This is a genomic window from Candidatus Liberimonas magnetica, from assembly GCA_020523885.1.
GTDB lineage: Bacteria > Elusimicrobiota > Endomicrobiia > Endomicrobiales > JAFGIL01 > Liberimonas > Liberimonas magnetica.
Window position 1 is genome coordinate 24,048 of the sequence record JAJAPY010000004.1, and the last position, 18,059, is coordinate 42,106.

21 protein-coding genes and 1 tRNA gene are annotated in these 18,059 nt (G+C 40.2%); all 22 read right to left on the bottom strand.

Features of this window, described 5'->3' with window-relative positions; genetic code table 11:
* Window positions 1-59 precede the first annotated feature (59 nt).
* Window positions 60-761, bottom strand: coding sequence for a hypothetical protein (locus LHV68_04315; protein MCB4791093.1), 702 nt, complete (start codon window positions 759-761; stop codon window positions 60-62).
* A gap of 194 nt (window positions 762-955) precedes the next feature.
* Window positions 956-1,687: a TPM domain-containing protein gene (locus LHV68_04320; protein ID MCB4791094.1), complete on the bottom strand. Its 732-nt coding sequence runs from the start codon at window positions 1,685-1,687 to the stop codon at window positions 956-958.
* 112 nt (window positions 1,688-1,799) lie between these two features.
* Complete coding sequence (locus LHV68_04325) at window positions 1,800-2,345, bottom strand: hypothetical protein (protein ID MCB4791095.1); 546 nt, start codon at window positions 2,343-2,345, stop codon at window positions 1,800-1,802.
* 13 nt (window positions 2,346-2,358) lie between these two features.
* The gene (locus LHV68_04330; protein MCB4791096.1) at window positions 2,359-2,625 is read right to left on the bottom strand and encodes a hypothetical protein; all 267 of its coding nucleotides are present in this window, start codon (window positions 2,623-2,625) and stop codon (window positions 2,359-2,361) included.
* A 21-nt stretch (window positions 2,626-2,646) separates the two neighbouring features.
* Window positions 2,647-3,240, bottom strand: coding sequence for a guanylate kinase (gmk, locus tag LHV68_04335; GenBank protein ID MCB4791097.1), 594 nt, complete (start codon window positions 3,238-3,240; stop codon window positions 2,647-2,649).
* A 127-nt stretch (window positions 3,241-3,367) separates the two neighbouring features.
* Complete coding sequence (locus LHV68_04340) at window positions 3,368-4,270, bottom strand: RluA family pseudouridine synthase (GenBank protein ID MCB4791098.1); 903 nt, start codon at window positions 4,268-4,270, stop codon at window positions 3,368-3,370.
* Window positions 4,251-5,021, bottom strand: coding sequence for a prolipoprotein diacylglyceryl transferase (lgt, locus tag LHV68_04345; GenBank protein MCB4791099.1), 771 nt, complete (start codon window positions 5,019-5,021; stop codon window positions 4,251-4,253). The genes LHV68_04340 and lgt overlap by 20 nt, the downstream gene beginning before the upstream one ends.
* 165 nt (window positions 5,022-5,186) lie before the next feature.
* Window positions 5,187-5,675 carry a signal peptidase II gene (lspA, locus tag LHV68_04350; protein ID MCB4791100.1) on the bottom strand — a complete coding sequence of 163 codons (489 nt, stop codon included), beginning with the start codon at window positions 5,673-5,675 and terminating at the stop codon, window positions 5,187-5,189.
* A 143-nt stretch (window positions 5,676-5,818) separates the two neighbouring features.
* Complete coding sequence (gene ileS / locus LHV68_04355) at window positions 5,819-8,608, bottom strand: isoleucine--tRNA ligase (GenBank protein ID MCB4791101.1); 2,790 nt, start codon at window positions 8,606-8,608, stop codon at window positions 5,819-5,821.
* A 61-nt stretch (window positions 8,609-8,669) separates the two neighbouring features.
* Window positions 8,670-9,158, bottom strand: coding sequence for a hypothetical protein (locus LHV68_04360; GenBank protein MCB4791102.1), 489 nt, complete (start codon window positions 9,156-9,158; stop codon window positions 8,670-8,672).
* Window positions 9,159-9,230: 72 nt separating this feature from the next.
* On the bottom strand, window positions 9,231-10,250 hold the full coding sequence (gene mtnA / locus LHV68_04365; protein ID MCB4791103.1) for an S-methyl-5-thioribose-1-phosphate isomerase: 1,020 nt from the start codon (window positions 10,248-10,250) through the stop codon (window positions 9,231-9,233).
* An 87-nt stretch (window positions 10,251-10,337) separates the two neighbouring features.
* Entirely contained in the window at window positions 10,338-10,601 is a 264-nt protein-coding gene (locus LHV68_04370; protein MCB4791104.1) for a DUF167 domain-containing protein, read from the bottom strand.
* 75 nt (window positions 10,602-10,676) lie between these two features.
* Window positions 10,677-11,498 (bottom strand): pyrroline-5-carboxylate reductase, encoded by an 822-nt coding sequence (gene proC, locus LHV68_04375; protein MCB4791105.1) that lies wholly within the window; start codon window positions 11,496-11,498, stop codon window positions 10,677-10,679.
* 146 nt (window positions 11,499-11,644) lie between these two features.
* A complete protein-coding gene (locus LHV68_04380) occupies window positions 11,645-12,340 on the bottom strand; it encodes a YggS family pyridoxal phosphate-dependent enzyme (protein ID MCB4791106.1) in 696 nt (231 codons plus the stop codon).
* Window positions 12,341-12,610: 270 nt separating this feature from the next.
* Window positions 12,611-12,892 (bottom strand): BrnA antitoxin family protein, encoded by a 282-nt coding sequence (locus LHV68_04385; GenBank protein MCB4791107.1) that lies wholly within the window; start codon window positions 12,890-12,892, stop codon window positions 12,611-12,613.
* Window positions 12,855-13,178 carry a BrnT family toxin gene (locus LHV68_04390; GenBank protein ID MCB4791108.1) on the bottom strand — a complete coding sequence of 108 codons (324 nt, stop codon included), beginning with the start codon at window positions 13,176-13,178 and terminating at the stop codon, window positions 12,855-12,857. The genes LHV68_04385 and LHV68_04390 overlap by 38 nt, the downstream gene beginning before the upstream one ends.
* 313 nt (window positions 13,179-13,491) lie before the next feature.
* Window positions 13,492-15,150: a chaperonin GroEL gene (groL, locus tag LHV68_04395; GenBank protein MCB4791109.1), complete on the bottom strand. Its 1,659-nt coding sequence runs from the start codon at window positions 15,148-15,150 to the stop codon at window positions 13,492-13,494.
* A 134-nt stretch (window positions 15,151-15,284) separates the two neighbouring features.
* Window positions 15,285-15,572, bottom strand: coding sequence for a co-chaperone GroES (gene groES / locus LHV68_04400; protein MCB4791110.1), 288 nt, complete (start codon window positions 15,570-15,572; stop codon window positions 15,285-15,287).
* 169 nt (window positions 15,573-15,741) lie between these two features.
* Window positions 15,742-16,482, bottom strand: coding sequence for a hypothetical protein (locus LHV68_04405; protein MCB4791111.1), 741 nt, complete (start codon window positions 16,480-16,482; stop codon window positions 15,742-15,744).
* A gap of 215 nt (window positions 16,483-16,697) precedes the next feature.
* Window positions 16,698-16,768 (bottom strand) — tRNA-Gln (locus LHV68_04410).
* A 31-nt stretch (window positions 16,769-16,799) separates the two neighbouring features.
* Window positions 16,800-17,099, bottom strand: a complete 300-nt coding sequence (spoVG, locus tag LHV68_04415) for a septation regulator SpoVG (GenBank protein ID MCB4791112.1) — start codon at window positions 17,097-17,099, stop codon at window positions 16,800-16,802.
* Window positions 17,100-17,169: 70 nt separating this feature from the next.
* Window positions 17,170-18,012 (bottom strand): 4-(cytidine 5'-diphospho)-2-C-methyl-D-erythritol kinase, encoded by an 843-nt coding sequence (ispE, locus tag LHV68_04420; GenBank protein MCB4791113.1) that lies wholly within the window; start codon window positions 18,010-18,012, stop codon window positions 17,170-17,172.
* Between the last annotated feature and the right edge of the window lie 47 nt (window positions 18,013-18,059).

Consider the following 18,059-nt stretch of genomic DNA (forward strand, 5'->3'; position numbering starts at 1 on the left):
TATAAAGCCTTTAGCCTTTTGCCTTTTCTGCAGTCTGTGGTCTGCTGTCTGTAGTCTATTTATAAATTATTCACTACAGCAACTATCTTTTCTATCTCCTGCATATATTCTATCATCGTCCTGTCCATATCTGCGCTTAATGCCGCTTTGTCGCCGTTCTTCATATTTATGATATCCAGGAACACTTTCTTATTCAGGCCTGTTTTTTCGCTTAAGACTTCCAGGGCATCAAGCTTCTTTTTCGGAGGTTTTCCCCCTAAAAGCTTTATTGAATGTTTAAGAAGTATTAAAAAACTAGATATTGAACCGATCATCAGGTCTTTCAATTTCGCGCTTTTATTACTAAACATCATATAACCCTGCCTGAGTTTAAGAAGTTTTCCTTTCAGCTCAAATTCCAACTCATGCCTAAGGTTAGTGTCTTCGATTCTAAGGTTTGCTACCGGGTCTTCTCCGTATAAAACCTTGTAATGGTCTTTTATGTCCTGAAACTCTATCGGGAAAACATCTGCTGACTCCGTAAACATCGGATACGTAAAAAGAAGCGGAGGAGGATTGCCCTGTTTTGTCCAGCTGTCCATCGCCTTATTTGATGCCCTCATGTCTTCAAACCTGATGTTATCAAGTATAAGCAAAATATTGTGATCGGAATGTTCTTTTGTATCTTCTCCGCTTGCTTTTGAACCGTATAAAATAACGGATTTTAAGCTATTGCCAAAAATATTTTTCATCTCTTCAACAAATTTCTCTAGATCATTCATTTTTTACCCCTTATCAATAAATCCGAAATCCGAAGCACGAAATCCGAATAAAACTACAAACAGAAAATACTTCAAAAATCAAATAAATTCAACTTAATTAAGGCTTATGCCTTTTTTGTTTGCAGTTTTGGGTATTCGATATTTTTTCGGATTTCGATATTCGAAATTCGTATTTCTATTTCTGCTGGCTACATTTACCACCCTCTTGACGATCCGCCGCCGCCGCTCATACCGCCGCCAAACCCTCCGAAACCGCCGCCGAAACCGCCGCCGAAACCCGAAGAACGTCCTCCGCCCAGGCCAAGGAAAAACAGAAATAACATGGGGTTGTTAATGAACAATATGACAATCAGTACTAATAATACCAAATTAAGCAATGACTTTAAAAGGCTTGGCCTTTGCGGCTGAAGGTTTCTTGTATACTCATCTTTACCGGTAAGTTCTACTCCCTGGTCTTTAGCAATAGTAAATGCAACAGCCAGAGTACCAAGCATCAGCCCTTTTCCATAATTTCCTTTTTTGAATTCAGGTATTACATACGAATCCAGGATACTCCCTACAAGCCCGTCGGGGAGTATGCCTTCAAGCCCGTAGCCGACTTCTATCCTTACTTTCTTATCTTCTATGGCTGCAAGTATCAATATCCCGTTATCTTTTCCCTTTTTGCCAATACCCCACTCTTCAAAAAGATTTACAGAAGCCTCATCTATCGAGCCCCCTTCCAGGTTCTTCAGAGTCACAACGGATATCTGTGACGATGTTTTCTGCTCAAGTTCGGCGATAACTGCCGACATTTTTTCTTTATTCTCGGAGTCTATAACGCCTGCAAAGTCATTTATCCACCCGCTCGGTTTAGGGTACTTAAAGGCTAGGGATATACTTATTAAGCTTGTTAATAAAATTATAACGAAAGATACTTTTTTCATGGCATTTTAATCCTAAATTAAGACTTATAACTTAGGGTTGATATTTAAATGAGCCTTTTATTTTTAGATTTTTATTTGGACATCAGAATTGAGAAATGACAATCAAGTTAGGTTATCCTATAATCCGTTCTATTTCTTTTACGATACTACTTACCTCACCCAGCCGCCCGATACCTGACTCGCCGCAGGCAAGGTCTCCTTCCTGAGGTTCTACAAATTTATAGCCGTATTTTTTCAGCACGCTCAAATTATTTTTTGTCGCAGGGTGCAGCCACATATTCTGGTTCATTGCAGGGCATAACAAAACAGGGGATTTTGTGCTCAACACCGTGCTCGTAACCAGGTCCCCGGCACGGCCGCAGCTCAGCCTTGATAACGTATCTGCCGTAGCAGGCACTATTACTACGATATCGGCTTTTTTAGCAAGCGAAATATGTTCGATGTCCGTTTCATATTCATCGAACATATCTTCATACACTTTATTTTGAGACAGAGTTCTAAGTGTCAACGGAGTCACAAAACGTGCCCCGTTAGCCGTCAAGATGCACGTAACATCAGCTCCTTTTTTCTTTAAAACCCTGACCAAGAGAGGCACCTTGTAGGCGCTTATTCCGCCGCAAATCCCTAAAATAATTTTTTTGTTCTTGATTATTTTCATTACCAGGAATTGATTAACCTTTCTTTTCTTTTTCCTTTTCTTCGCTGTGTTCCGGAGGCAGATTCTTTATTTTACCCAGGGCAGCTGTAACATCTTCTTCCTTGACCCTGCCTGATAAAATATCATCAAGGGATTTCTTTATTAGCTCTGCCCTGCTCATGAGCTTACCTTCATCTGTTCTTTGCAAATAACTAAGCCAGTCCCTTGCCATGCCAACCAGGCCGTAGCGGCCGGTCTTTAAATTAAGCAGCATCTCTTCTAGTTGCGGGTAATCATTCACTTTACTTCCTCCTATTAAACTTTAATCAAACCTTTTTATTACGCTGCCTGACACCTTTAAGTGGCGGGAAGTTATGATCGAATATAAATCCCTTAAAGCCTGCGAAACTTTATCATTAATTATTAGATAATCATATTTCTTTATATACCGCACCTCTTTTTTTGCATTACACAGCCTTCTCTTGATAACTTCCCGAGAATCTTTTTTTCTCAAGACAAGGCGTTTTTTTAGTTCCTTAAAAGAAGGCGCCATAATGAAGATCAAGACCGCACCCGGATATGCCTTTTTCATCTGCAAGGCGCCTTGAACGTCGATATCTAAAACCACATCAAAACCGGAGTTTATTGTTTTTTGTATGAACGAATGTGACGTCCCGTAATAATTATCGTGGACTTTCGCCCATTCAATGAACTCTTTTTTCTTGATCAATTTTTTAAACTTTTCTACTGAAGCAAAAAAATAATCCCTGCCGTTTGTTTCACCGGCTCTTTTTGGCCGTGTTGTATGAGAAATGGAATACTTAAGCTTAGGGATTTCCTTAATTATTCCTTTATAAAGTGTAGTCTTTCCGGCACCTGACGGAGCCGATAAAACAAAAATATGGCCTTTTGGCATGGTTTATTCTATTAAAAAATTACCCTTATTGCAATCGTCATGCTTCGCTGACTTAATTTCAAAATATAAAATGGCTAATTTTACAATAAATCCGTAATATTCAAATTCCTAAGCTTCAAGTTAGACCCTACTTTAGTTTCTTCCACACCTTATCCATATCTTCTGGCATAGGCGCATTGTACTCCACTTTCTTGGAAGTCTTTGGATGAGTAAATGACAGGTAACAGGAATGAAGCATCTGCCTGCCCAGTTCAATACCCTCAATGCTTTTTGGCCCGCCGTAAAACTCGTCTCCCAAAACAGGATGGCCTATATAGACCAGGTGGCTTCTTATCTGATGGGTCCTTCCTGTGACGGGATATACTTCAAGCATCGTATAATTTTTTGTTCTTTTTAATACTTTAAATTCCGTGACCGATTTTTTCCTGGCTTCCGGGCCAACAACGATCCTTTTTCTGTCGCCCAGGGCACGGCCGAGCGGTGCATTGATTCGGCCTTTATCTTCCACTATCTTTCCTCTGACTATCACAAGGTATTTCTTTTTTACATCGCGGTGCTGGAATTGTTTTACAAGGCTGTTTTTTGCCTTCTCGTTCTTTGCAACGACGATGGCTCCTGAAGTATCCTTGTCCAGGCGGTGTACCAGCTGGGGAGAATACCTGCCTTTTGCATGTCCGAACAAAGCATTGAGCAAAGTCCCGCTTTTATGCCCGCACGCAGGATGGACGACAAGCCCGCCAGTCTTATTTACTACCAGGATATCCTTGTCTTCATGGATTATGTTTAACGGAATATCTTCTTCCAATAATTTTCTGGTTTCTGAAACAAAATCAAACTCTATCTCATCGCTGTTTTTTAGCCGGTAGCTCGGCACTATATTCCTGCCGTTCACCTTAATATTGCCGCTTGAGATCAGTTTCTGGAAATACCCTCTTGAATATTCTTTATATTTAGTGCTTAAATAGAGGTCTATCCGTTCTTTTGTTTCAGTGGCAGGAATAGGGGTTCCACTATATATTATTTTTTCCATATTTTCTTCTAAGGACCGTTATGTAAACACCCGTCAATACCATGAGTATAGAAATAAGCTGGCTCGGCGATAAGTTAAACAAGAACCCGCCCCTGTCATCGCCGCGCAAGAACTCCACATGGAACCGCAAGATGCCATACAAAAAAAGATAGACCGCAAATATCTGTCCGCTTAAATGTTTGAACCTTAGCAGCCAGTTTAAGGTCAGGAATATGAGGAGGTTCCCCAAAGCTTCATAAACTTGAGTCGGATGAAGCGCTATATTTAAAGGCGCCAGGGCATTGAGGTTCGTGAAAGTGCAGGCCCAGGGGAGGTCTGTCGGAAGCCCGTAGCAGCACCCTGCAAAAAAACAACCGAGCCTTCCGAAAAAGTGTCCTATAGCTATCGCTGGTGCGGCGATATCGCTGAAACCCCACAAATTAAAATCTTTATGGTACCCGGCATAGGCCAAAATTACTATTATGCTTAAGAAAAATCCGCCGTAGAAAACAAGCCCGCCTTCCCACAGCTGGAATATCTGCAGGAAATTATTTGCGTAATACGACCAGTTAAGCATAACATATAAAAGCCTGCCGCCTATGAGCCCCGCTACTATTGTATATAAAACAATGTCAAGTATTTCGTCTTCATGCAGGCCGATAGTTTTGGCTTTGATCAAAATATATTGTAATGCCGCAAAAAAACCTATAGCTACTAAAAGCCCGTAAGTTCGTATCGTTATCGGCCCGATCTTCAATAATATTGGGAACATAATATTTAAATCCTGTATTCGAGACTACTATTAACAGTTCTATTCGTTAAGCAAAACCCTAAACACTAAATCCAAAACTCTAAATAAATTCTAATACTCAGAATTTAAAATTTAAAACAAAATCCAGTTGTTTTTTTGTTTTGGTTATTTGAGTTTTGAGTTTGTTTAGGGTTTAGAGTTTAGTATTTCGTGCTTTTTTATGTCTATTTCACTGCCCGTAAGTATACTCCAGAAAAGAAGCACACCGCCTATGGTTACGCATGAATCTGAAACATTAAATGCAGGCCAGTAATGGGATTTGATATGGAATTCAAGAAAATCTATTACGCTCCCATGAACCAGACGGTCTAGCAGGTTGCCTAGGGCACCGGACAATATAAGGATGAATGAAACTCTTTGGATCTTGCTGAAAGTATGTTCATACTTTTTAAAATAAACAACAAAAACTATGAAAAATATTATAGTTAAAACAGTAAATACTGTATTGGCGCCTTTGAACATCCCGAAGGCAATGCCTGTATTTGTATAGTAGCTCACCTGAAAAAATGAAGTAACAGGTACCGCCTGGCCTAGGAACAGGTTCTTACGCACTAGATACTTCGTTACCTGGTCAAAGAGGACTATTAATAAGATATAGTTTATATATTTTTTCAAGTTAGTGTCGCTTCGTTCCTAACTTTGATTACACAGATAAAATCTCAGATTATGACTTCCTTAGTGTTAATTAAATGAAATCCCTTTAGGGACATAGATTTTATGCTGTATAGGATTGAATTTCCAATACATCAAGGGAAATTCTAAACTGCCAATTTTGTTTCTTTCAAGACTTTTACACAACGGCCACAAACAACACCCTCATAGATATCGTCTTTTTTTGTATCGGGCGTAAATCTCCAACATCTTTCGCATTTTTGGTTCTTTGACTTTTCTGCGGTTATTTTCATCTCGCCAGGAGCTTTATCATCCGGTATTTCTATATCCCAGGTGCCCAGGACCTGGCAAAGAATTTCTTTATCTATACCTGTACCTAAACCTGCTATTTTTATATGCGCTTCGAGATTTGAGCCTATCTGCTTGTCCTTTCGCAAGTTTTCAAATTCGATCATCGCTTTTTCCCGGATGACCATAAGTTGTTCCCATTTTTTTACCCGTTCTTCACTCAATGGCTGAAAAACATTACCTTTAGTAAATTCTGAAAGGAAAACAGATTCTTCAAGCCCGGAATTAATTTTTCTAAGTTCCTGCCAGGCTTCTTCGGAAGTAAAAGAAAGGATCGGCGAAAGGAGGCGTATCAAAGATGAACATATCTCGTACAGCGCGGTTTGAGCGCTTCTGCGTGCCTGGCTATCTGTCCCGTCACAATACATCGTATCTTTTAATGTATCAAGGTAAAAACTGCTTAAAAATACCGAGCAAAAAACATTGAGATTAACCGCCGCAATATGAAATTCATAATTATCATAAGCCTTTGTAACGGCTTCGGCCGTATCATTAAGTTTATTTAAAGCATATTGGTCTATTTCCCTCAGTTTTTCATAAGGGACTTTATCTTTCATCGAAAAATCGCAGAGGTTGCCCAGGAGGAACTTTAAAGTATTTCTTATTTTCCTGTATGAATCGCTCAAGCCCTTTATTATTTCCTGGGATATCCTTATGTCTTCGCGGTAATCGCTGGCAGAAACCCATAAGCGAATTATGTCGGCTCCGTATTTCTGGAACAACTCCTGGGGCAGGATTACGTTGCCAACGGATTTTGACATCTTTTTACCTTCACCGTCAACAACAAAGCCGTGGGTAAGGACTGTCTTGTACGGTGCGCTCTGTTTTAAGGCTACAGCAGGTATTAATGAGGTTTGAAACCACCCGCGGTGCTGGTCTGAACCTTCAAGATACATGTCAGCAGGAAAGGAAAGCCCTTCAAAAACCCCGCTTGACAGCACTGCCTCGCTTGAAACTCCCGAATCAAACCAGACATCAAGGATATCTTCTTCTTTTTTAAACTCGGAACTTCCGCACTCGCATTTTACATCTATTCCGTCAAGGATTTCCTTAACCGTCTTTTCATACCAGGTATCGGAACCGTGTTTGGAAATAAGTTCAACTGCGCGGTTCATAATTTTTTCATCCAAAAGCGGTTTGTTGCATTTTGTACAGTAAATAACCGGTATAGGCACGCCCCACAAACGCTGGCGGGAGAGGCACCAGTCGGGCCGTGACTCTATCATCCCGTTTATCCGGTTCTGGCCGTAATCAGGTATCCATCTTACTTTTTTAATGGCTTCAAACATTCTGGCGCGGAGGTTTTTATATTCAACACTTAAGAACCATTGCTCGGTAGCGCGAAATATTATAGGCTTTTTGCATCTCCAGCAATGCGGGTAAGAGTGGGTTATTTTAGCTTCGAACAACAAAGCATTTTTATTCTTAAGAGTTTGGACGATAACATCATTAGCTTTAAAAACATGGTTTCCTTTAAACTCGCCAGCTTCATCTGTGAATAGACCCCTGTCATTTACCGGAGAAATTATCGGGAGCTTGTATTTGAGTCCTACCTGATAATCTTCCTGGCCGTGGCCCGGAGCTATATGAACTACGCCTGTTCCGTCTTCCAAAGTTACATAGTCTGCTAACACACCAACAGATTCTCTTTCAAGAAGAGGATTCTCACATATAATTTTTTCAAAATCGCTGCCCTGAAAATTTGCTATAGGTTTATATTTTCCTTCTTTATGAACTAAATTTTGCACTTCAGCTATTCTTTTTTCTGCTGCTATTACTTTACTTATATCACCATTTTTTCCTTCTATCTCTGCAAGAAAATATCTTGCATCTGGCTGAAAGGCCAAAGCAACGTTTGCAGGCAGAGTCCAAGGAGTAGTGGTCCAAATTAATACCGATGTATCATTATCAATCTTGCCTTTTAGCGTGTCCGGTATTACTTTTATTTTAAATTTAACATAGACGGAGTGGGATGTATGGTCTGCATACTCAACTTCGGCGTCAGCCAGGGCGGTCTCGCAGGTCGGGCACCAGTAAACCGGTTTTTTCTGCCTGTAAATGTAGCCTTCTTTAACCAGGTCCTTAAAGACTCTGACTATGACTCCTTCATATTTCGGGTCTAACGTGAGATACGGCTTGTACCAGTCTGCAAGTACTCCCAGGCGTTTAAACTCGCTGCGCTGGATATCAATGAATTTTTTTGCAAAATCCGCGGCGGATTTCCTGAAAGACAGCTTCTCAACCTTGTGTTTGTCTACTTTTAATTCTTTCATTAGAGCCTGTTCAATAGGAAGCCCGTGGCAGTCCCAGCCCGGAGTGTAAGGAGAATAAAAACCCTTCATGGATTTGTATTTTACTATTATATCTTTTAATATTTTGTTCAACGCCGTGCCAAGGTGTATATTGCCGTTTGCATAGGGGGGGCCGTCATGAAGAATGAACTTTTCATTGTTTTTATTTTTATCGTTTATCTTTTTATACAAGCCCTGTTCCTCCCATTTTTTTACCATAGCCGGCTCGCGCTGCGGCAGGTTGGCTTTCATGGGAAAATCGGTTTTGGGTAAATTAACGGTTTTTGAAAAATCCATAATATTTATAGTTTTGCCGGTTATCCGGGTATCCGGATTTCCGGCCATCGGGGGTCCGTGTTTATTTCAAGCCAAATGCTTTATTGATGACTTCAGCCAGGTCATGGAATGCGTCATCTTTCCTAAAATGGACAGGTTCGATGACCTCTCCTCGGATTTTGCTTTCCAGCATCATTTTTAAATGGTGTATAGGCCCCGCTATAGTATGTGAATAATATATGTTCGCAATAATCAGGACCAAGACGTTTATTACAAGCACCAGCGCCATCGGTTTCCACAGTAACTGAAAAAATGTGTAAACCTTTGCACGCTGAATGAACTGCCTCATGAACTCCGCCGAATTCACGTCTATGTGATTGGCCTTTGCCCATTCCACTATTTCGCTGTTTTCGGGCGGCCTGAGTAAAAAACCCTGCCGGACCTGAAATTTTTCCCAGATGCTTAAAACCGCAAATATGAGCAAAAAAGTAAAAAACATCAATATCAGGTTCTTTTTAATAAAAGCGTACTGAAATTTTTTGTCGACGATCAACAATTTTCTTTCTTTCATCTAACCCCCTCCCCGCCTCTGCGGCGGACTCGCCCTGGGCGGGCAAAATAAATATTTTGAAATTCTATCCGTCTAGGCTAATTTTTTTAGTTCATTTGCCTTAAAGACACCTTTTTCTGTTATGATAGCAGTGATATAATTTGCGGGAGTAACATCAAATGCGGGATGACGGGCAACTGCCCCCTTAGGAGCTATAGAAAGTTTATTAATATTCAAGACTTCTTTAGAAGGCCTTTCTTCAATATTTATTTTGCTCCCGTCTCTTGTCTTAAAGTCTATAGTTGAAAGCGGCGCCGCTATATAGAAAGGTATATCGTGATGCTTTGCTAGGACCGAAAGAGAATAGGTGCCTATTTTGTTTGCGGTATCTCCATTTTTTGCTATCCTGTCAGCTCCTACTATTACCGCATCAATATCCCCTTTTTTCATAAAATATCCTGCCATATTGTCTGTTATTAAAACATAGGGTATCTTTTCCTCTTTCAATTCCCAGGCCGTAAGCCGTGCTCCCTGAAGGTATGGCCTTGTTTCGTCCACAAAAACCAGTTTAACTTTGTTCTTCTTAAAAGCTGAGCGTATAACGCCAAGGGCTGTACCGTAACCCGCTGTAGCTAAGGCCCCTGCATTACAATGAGTGAGTATCCTCGAATTCCTTTTTATCAGCCTTGCGCCGTTGCGCCCAATATTTTTGTTTATGTTTATATCTTCCGTATATATTCTTAAAGCTTCTTCTTTGGACAGCTTTGCAAGGCCCGGACAGGAACCATTGAATTCTAAGACAAGTTTTTCCATCCTGTCAAGCGCCCAGAAAAGGTTAACAGCCGTAGGCCTGGTTTTGGCAAGTGTGTGTTTTGCTTTTACTAAAAATATCTTTGCTGATTTTAAAGAATTGAACTTTCTTTCGTTTGCCGCCAAAGCCATGCCGAACGCCGCTGCAACACCTATAGCAGGAGCGCCCCTTATCGCCATTTCTTTGATGGTTTTTGCAACAGCAAGATGGGTACGGCATTTAATATATCTGACTTTGTCCGGTAAGAGCCTCTGGTCAAGAATATATGTACTGCCATTTTTCCAATATAGTGTTTTGATCATAGGTTATCAGCTATAAGCCATAAGTTTTAAGCTATAAGAAAGGCATTTTTTTCTTACAACTTACAGCTTAAAGCTTATCACTGTCGTTTAAGGTATTGTTTCTAAAACCTCATCTAACTCTTCTTCTGTCCTTCCACAGATTTCAATTGTTTTTTCGCGGCCCCTTTCGCCTTTGCGTAAGAAAACATGGGAACGTTTTACATCAAAAAACTCTCCTAAAAAATAGCACAGCTCTTCATTTGCCTTGCCTTCTACTGCAGGAGCGGTTACCTTAACTCGCAGGATAGAACCTATTCTGCCGACCACTTCATTCCTGCTTGCATTTGGGATCACTCTTACTTTAATCATCATAACTGCATCCCTTTTTACACCCGCTAAAATCGCTGCCGTTGTTTATTTTTTAAGTTTTTGCGAATGCAAATATTGTTAATCTTTTCTTAATTCTTTGGCCTTTTTATCAGCTTGTTTTATAGCTTCTATTACCGTTTGCGTGAATTGTCTCTTTTCTAAGATATTGATCGCAGCCTCAGTGGTGCCTCCGGGAGAGGTTACATTTTTACGAAGCACGCTTGCGTCAAGAGAAAGACTTGTGAGCATTTTGCCTGCTCCAAGTACGGTCTGATGGACCAGTTTCTTTGCGATGTCGCTGCTAAGCCCCAGTTTAACCGCAGCTTTTTCCATGGCTTCGGACAGATAAAATACATAAGCTGGCCCGGAACCCGAAACAGCGGTTACAGCATCAAGTTTTTTTTCATTTAATTTTACTGCTATGCCGGCACTGGAAAAAAGTTTAACGGCAACATCTATATCGCCTCTATTTGCATATTTCCCACCTGCAACAGCTATGGCTCCTTTTCCTACAAGGGCAGGAGTGTTCGGCATGGCCCTTATTACCGGAACATTTTTATCAATAAAGCCTTCAATATATTTTGTGGTTATTCCTGCTGCTATAGATATCATAAGCTTGTCTTTATTTAGATATCTTCCGATTTCGCCGAGTAAAACACCTGCATCCTTGGGTTTTACGGCTATAAATATGATCTCTGAGGTTTTTACGGCTCTTATATTATTCTCTGTCTTAACACCGAATTGCTTTTTGATATACGTCAATCTTTTTTTATTTATGTCGCTTGCTGTAATATTTTTCGGTAAAACCAGCCCGCTTCCTACAAACCCGTTTATGAGAGCTTCCGCCATGTTGCCTGCACCGAGGAATGCTATCTTTTTGTTTATACGGTTTTGTGGCATTATTTTTTCTCTTTTTCAAAATTTATGGTTTACTTAAGCAATGCAAATATCAAATTGCAAAATGAAAAATTGAGGTATCCGCTAAAGATTCAATGGCGGATTATTTAAATAAGTCCGCTTAAGCGGACACATTAATTTTGCATTTTTCACTTTGCATTTTGAATTGCCCTTTCTCCGAATATCGCCGTTCCGATCCTTACCATATTTGAGCCTTCTTCTATGGCAGCCTCAAAATCGTGCGACATTCCCATGGATAAAATATTAAAACCGTCAAGCCCCTTATGGTTCTTAATGTTATCAAAAACTTCTTTTGCTTGTTTAAAATACGGCTTTGCATCATTTGGATCTTCAAAATACGGGGCCATAGCCATAAGCCCGCAAAGCTTAATATTGTTTAATTTTTCAATGTTTTTTAACACTAGACCTAAATTTTCTTTTGTGATGCCGAATTTAGTTGTTTCATCAGATACTTTAAGCTCAAACAGGCATTCTTGAACTTTGCCTGCCTTAAAAGCATGTTTATCTATTTCTTCAAGCAGGCCTAAACTATCTACGGACTGTATTAGATCAAAAAATTCTACTACCTTTTTTGCTTTATTGCTTTGTAAATGCCCTATAAAATGCTTTTTTATGTTAGCTGGAAGTTTATCTATCTTTAATAAAGCTTCCTGCAATTTACTTTCGCCTATATCTTTTATACCTGCCGTTATAGTCTCATTTATAAGCTCAATCGGAACTGTTTTGGTTACTGCAACAATAGTAATATCATTATGATTTTTGTTGGCTTTTTTACAAGAAACTGCTATCTTTTTTCTGACAAAATCGATATTCTGGTTAATCATAGATTTAACTTAGAGCACAATGTAGTATTATAGCATATTTTTTGACAAAAAAAAAGCTCCGTTTTGGTTTTAAATATAACTCAAACGGAGTTTTTTAACTACTAAACCAGCTAAAAATTGCTATATTTTTTAAAACTCTACATCTAAGCCGAACCTGAGAGGATCGCCGAGGACGGGAATCACTCAAGTTTTTGGTAGTTTTAGATGCTAACCAAGAGGAAGGGAGAAGGATTCTCCCTTAAATCAAACTTGGCCAAGTTTGAACTGGATTTATGCCTTTGCCTTATGAAGTTCTCTGTTGACTCTCTCAGCCAAAAATATCTTTATCAATGACTGATAGGGGACATGCCGCCTGTTGGCTATCATCTTAATACTGTTAAGCAGGGAATTCGGGAACCTCACCGGGACCGCCGTTGAAGAAGGCTTCAAGTTCGGGAAAATTACTCTCTTTGCCTGAGACATATCAATGTAGTCAGTAACATCGTGGGTATCCCAAAAATCCGCCTCTTCTTTCTCAGTCTTGAATTTTGGTAGTTCTTTTAATTTTTTCATGGTAGCTTAACCTCTCTTTTTTACTCATCTTCCTTGCCGAAATAACTCTGATTCTTTTGCCTCTTATGGTGAATATAACTGTCAGCAGCCTTTCATTGTTTGATGAACCGAACAAATAATACCTGTCCTCAACTAAAGAATGCCTAACATCTTTCCCAAGTATATGGTCATTTAAAAACACTTCTTCACACTCACTAATGATTACTTTGTGTTTTTGAAGAATTTTTTCTATATTAAATTTATCCCACTCAAAACCTTCAATGGATTCTAAAATGTTATTATTCATCTGTATAACTATATTATACACTCGAGAAATTATTTCGTCAAGTCCAAATTCTCATCAAAATTCTCATCAAAAATGCATAATGCCGGTTTAATGTTCTTTAAAGAAATGTTAGTTTGTCAAGCTCATTTGGTTTATTTCATTAGTTCCCAAATAGGGAACCATCCCCGTTTTCGTAAATAAAAAAGCAGTACTCAGAGCGAAATAATAAATTTTAACGGAGTCCCGCTAAATGCAGGGTTAGGAAATAAATTTATTTGTTGTAGCCTGAATACTGCTTTTTTAATAGAAAAAAAATGGGTCATCCCCTATTTGATTACATCATCCCGCCCATTCCGCCGCCCATTCCACCCATCCCGCCCATTCCACCCGGCATCATAGGTTCTTTCTTTTCCGGAACGTCCGTAATAAGCACTTCGGTTGTCAGCAATAAGCCTGCTATCGAAGCGGCATTCTGAAGCGCTGAACGTGTAACTTTTACAGGGTCAACAATACCGACTTTTACCATATCTTCTTCATACTTTAAGGTTTCAGCATTAAATCCATAGTTAGGATTCTTATTGTTCTTTTTTACATTTTCAACTATTATGGAACCTTCGACACCCGCATTATTTGCGATCTGCCTTATAGGCTCTTCAAGAGTCCTTCTGACTATATTGATGCCTGTCTGCACATCTATATCCGCATCTTTAGCAAGTTTTTCAAGAGCTGCCTGAGCGCGAAGAAGCGCTACTCCGCCGCCCGGGACTATACCTTCTTCAATACCTGCTCTTGTAGCGTGCATGGCGTCCTCAACTTTGTACTTCTTGGCTTTCATCTCAGTCTCTGTAGCTGCACCCACGTTAATGACCGCAACTCCACCGACAAGTTTTGCAAGCCTTTCCTGAAGTTTTTCCTTATCATAATCGGATTTTGTTTCCTCTATCTGTTTGCGGATCTGGGAAATACGCTTCTCTATCTCTTTTTTGTCCCCTGCTCCGGAAACAATTATCGTGTTCTCTTTGTCAAGGACTACTCTTTTTGCAGTGCCCAGCATTTCAAGCGTCGCTTTGTCTATCTTCATACCGGTCTCTTCGGAAATAACCGTACCGCCCGTTAAAGTCGCTATATCCTGGAGCATTTCTTTTCTCCTGTCTCCAAAACCCGGCGCTTTTGTAGCAGCTACCTTTAAGGTGCCTCTTAACCTGTTTACAACCAGAGTCGCCAAAGCTTCTCCGTCTATATCTTCGGCAATTAAAAGGAACGGCTTTCCTGTCTGGACTATTTTTTCAAGTAACGGCAATATATCCTGCATTGCAGATACTTTTTTATCGGTTATGATAATGTAAGGGTCTTCAAGCACGGCTTCCATTCTTTCTGCATCAGTCACGAAATAAGGAGACACGTAACCGCGGTCAAACTTCATGCCTTCCACCACTTCCTTTGTTGTTTCAGCTGATTTGCCTTCTTCTACTGTCACTACGCCGTCTTTGCCTACCTTGTCCATAACATCGGCTATCAGGTCGCCGATCTCTTTGTCATTTGCCGATATAGAAGCTATCTGCGCTATCTCTTCTTTGCCTTTTACCTGTTTGGCGATTTTTTTAATCTCGTCAACTACTATAGCAACCGCCTTGTCTATGCCTCTTTTGATATGTATCGCATTTGCACCTGCGGTAATGTTCCTTAAGCCTTCAGTGATTATCGCCTGAGCAAGGACACAGGCAGTAGTTGTCCCATCGCCTGCCACATCATTTGTCTTTGATGCAACTTCTTTTACAAGCTGGGCACCCATATTTTCATACGGGTCTTCCAGCTCGATCTCCTTTGCTATAGTAACACCGTCATTTGTAACTGTCGGCGAGCCGAATTTTTTATCAAGTACCACATAGCGGCCTTTAGGCCCGAGCGTTACTTTTACAGCGTTTGCTAATTTGTCTATACCTGTCTTAACTAGTTTGTGAGCGTCATCAGTATATGCTATTTGTTTAGCCATATTAATACACCTCCTGGTTTTATTACGCAGAAAACGATGAAAACCTCCGCAGGTTGCGCAAAAGATAAATTAAATTTATTAAAATATTTTAATTTTCTGCGCTTTTGCGGGTATTTTGCGCTTTTGCGTTTACATTATTGGATTATTCCGAGTATGTCGTCCTGGTTCATTATAAGATATTCCTGATCATCGATCTTCACTTCGGTTCCGGAATACTTGCCATAAAGGATCTTATCGCCAACCTTTACGTTCATCGGGATAAGCTTCCCCTCATCTGTCATTTTGCCTTTCCCGACAGCGATTACTTCACCTTCCTGCGGCTTTTCTTTTGCCGTGTCCGGTATGATAATACCGCTTTTTTTAACCTCCTTTGCTTCCTGAGGTTTTACAACTACTCTGTCTGCTAATGGTTGAAGTTTCATAAAAAATTCACCTCCTATAGTTTTTGGTTTTTGGCATTCTTTGCCTAAATAAAATTAGCACTCGCCAATTGCAAGTGCTAATTATACATAAACCGATATAATTTGTCAATAGCCTGTACAAATATTTTATTGACTTTTAACCGGCCTCTTTTTTAAGAAGGTAACTTATTTAGAATTTGATCCCAAGACCTAAAGTATAGTTAATATCTCCGTTAACCAGTGCACCGCCAAGCTGTATATAGGTTAAAGGAATAAGGCTTAAATTTACCCCTGCTTCCACTCTCATGCTTGAAGCTTTGCCTTTCAAATCGATTATCGTTGCATCAGGAGTTACCTCAGTATTGTCAATCCCGATGCCTGCATAAGGAACAACTATGGGCAGGTCAATTGAGGCTATACAGGAAACGCTCAAGGTGGTGGCTTTTAGTTTGTTGAGCCCTGAATTTACATTAAGTGTATTATATACAGCCTGTGCTGAAAGCGAAGGAACTCCCGGTATGCTCTTTTTTATGATCCCATACCTTAAACCAACTCCTGCCAGGGAAGAATCCGAATAAGAAGTAAATCTTGCTATCAGGTCAAGGTTAGCAGGGAGACCTATCTCCGCCTGCAAAATCGGTAAAGCTACGCTGTCTAAACTTGATTTTATTATTGTATCTTCATCCTTGACCTTTACAACTGGTATACGCAGGCCTACATCAAAACCGGGAAGCCCAAGAGACTTACCCTGGTGGTATGTCCCGCCTCCCATTAATGCCCCTAAATCTTTAGCAAAGTTATCAAGCATACCCTGGGCAATTGTGGTAGCCTGGCCCGTTATCAAGCTCTGAAAATTATCGAATGGGTTAGCGGCGTAAGCAAAATTAGCTCCCATAATCATGACCAGTGCAAAAACCCCTACTTTCTTCATTATAGACCTCCTTTAATTGTGCCCTTATTTGTGATCTGGGCTTAATCCTAGTGAATATTTAATGTTTGTTTCTTTAAAAACTCCGGGACCAGGATTCGGCTACAAGTCGTTTCGCTCCGCTCAACGCTCGCAGCCCGCCCCTCGCTCGCCTTCGGCTCCCTGCGGTCTTCGAATCCTTAAGCAAGCCAAACTCTTGGCTTGCTTTCCCAAAAAAACTCCGGGACCAGGATTCGAACCTAGACAAAAGGATCCAAATTCCTTTGTGCTGCCATTACACCATCCCGGAATAAAGAACATTTGTTAAATTTACAGCAGAATTATTGAGGCTTTACTTCATTTGTATGTTGACCCGGGTCAGGGTTACTCTTTAATTTTTCTTCATAAAACTCTAAAACTTTTTTCTCCAAATCATGGCGGAAATCATTGGTAATAGGGTGTGCGATGTCTTTAAAAGTACCGTCGTTCATCTTTCTTGACGGCATACATACCATCAGGCCCTTTTCGCCTTTAACGATGCGGAGATTGTGCACTACAAAAACATCGTCAAACGTTACAGCAGCGTAAGCCTTCAGCTTCTGTTCATCTTTCAGGAAAATCCGTACCTCTGTGATCTTCATTACCCCTCCATCTTAGTAGAGAGCATTTAAAGGAACACTTCATCTCTCTTTACACAGGGAAAGGGAAATCCTAATTAACCGACTTTGCCAAGAAAATATCCCAAGGATGCATTTTCAAAGCCGACCTGATTTTTCCCCCTTCTTTTTTCGATGCCACCAAAGCAAAAACAGTTGACCCGGAACCGGACATAAGATTCATAAGCCCCATTTTATTCAATGTTTTTTTAATATCCGCAATTTCCGGCCTGTTTTTGAGCACGGGTCCTTCAAGACGATTAAACAAAAAATGCCCCCAAGCTTTTGAGGAAGAGCCGCTGGCTAACAACTGCCTAATTCTATTAATTTTTTGTTTATTTGTCAATGGAAACTTCAAGTTTTGATATGCCCAGGCTGTAGGAACCTGAACCCTTGGATAAATAACGACAAACCAGGCAGGTTTGACGCCTGTTATCTTTTTGAGCTTTTCTCCGATCCCTGAAGCGTAATAACTCCCTTTAGAAAGGAAAAAAGGCACATCAGCTCCTAATTTAACAGCTATTTTTGACAGTGCCTTTCTTGGCAGCTTTTTTTTCCAGAGAATCTGCAAACCCTTGAGCACAGCTGCGGCATCGCTTGATCCGCCCCCGAGCCCTGCACCTATGGGAATATGTTTTTCTATGTATAGGTGTGCGCCTTTACCGGTCTTTAGCTTTTCCCTTAAAGCAAACGCTGCCTTTAAAACCAGATTATTCATATCCTTTGGGATAGCGTTTGAGTTGCTGTCTAAAGAGAGGGTTGACTTCCTGGGAAGGATCGTTATTTTATCATACAAACTGATGGTCTGAAAAATAGTCTGGATATTATGATACCCGTTCTTTTTCCGGTTTATAACTTCCAAGAACAAATTCAGCTTTGCAGGCGCAAGCAGTTGCATTAAAAACTCCAACCTTATAATGACAAAATCCCTATATTATAAAATCT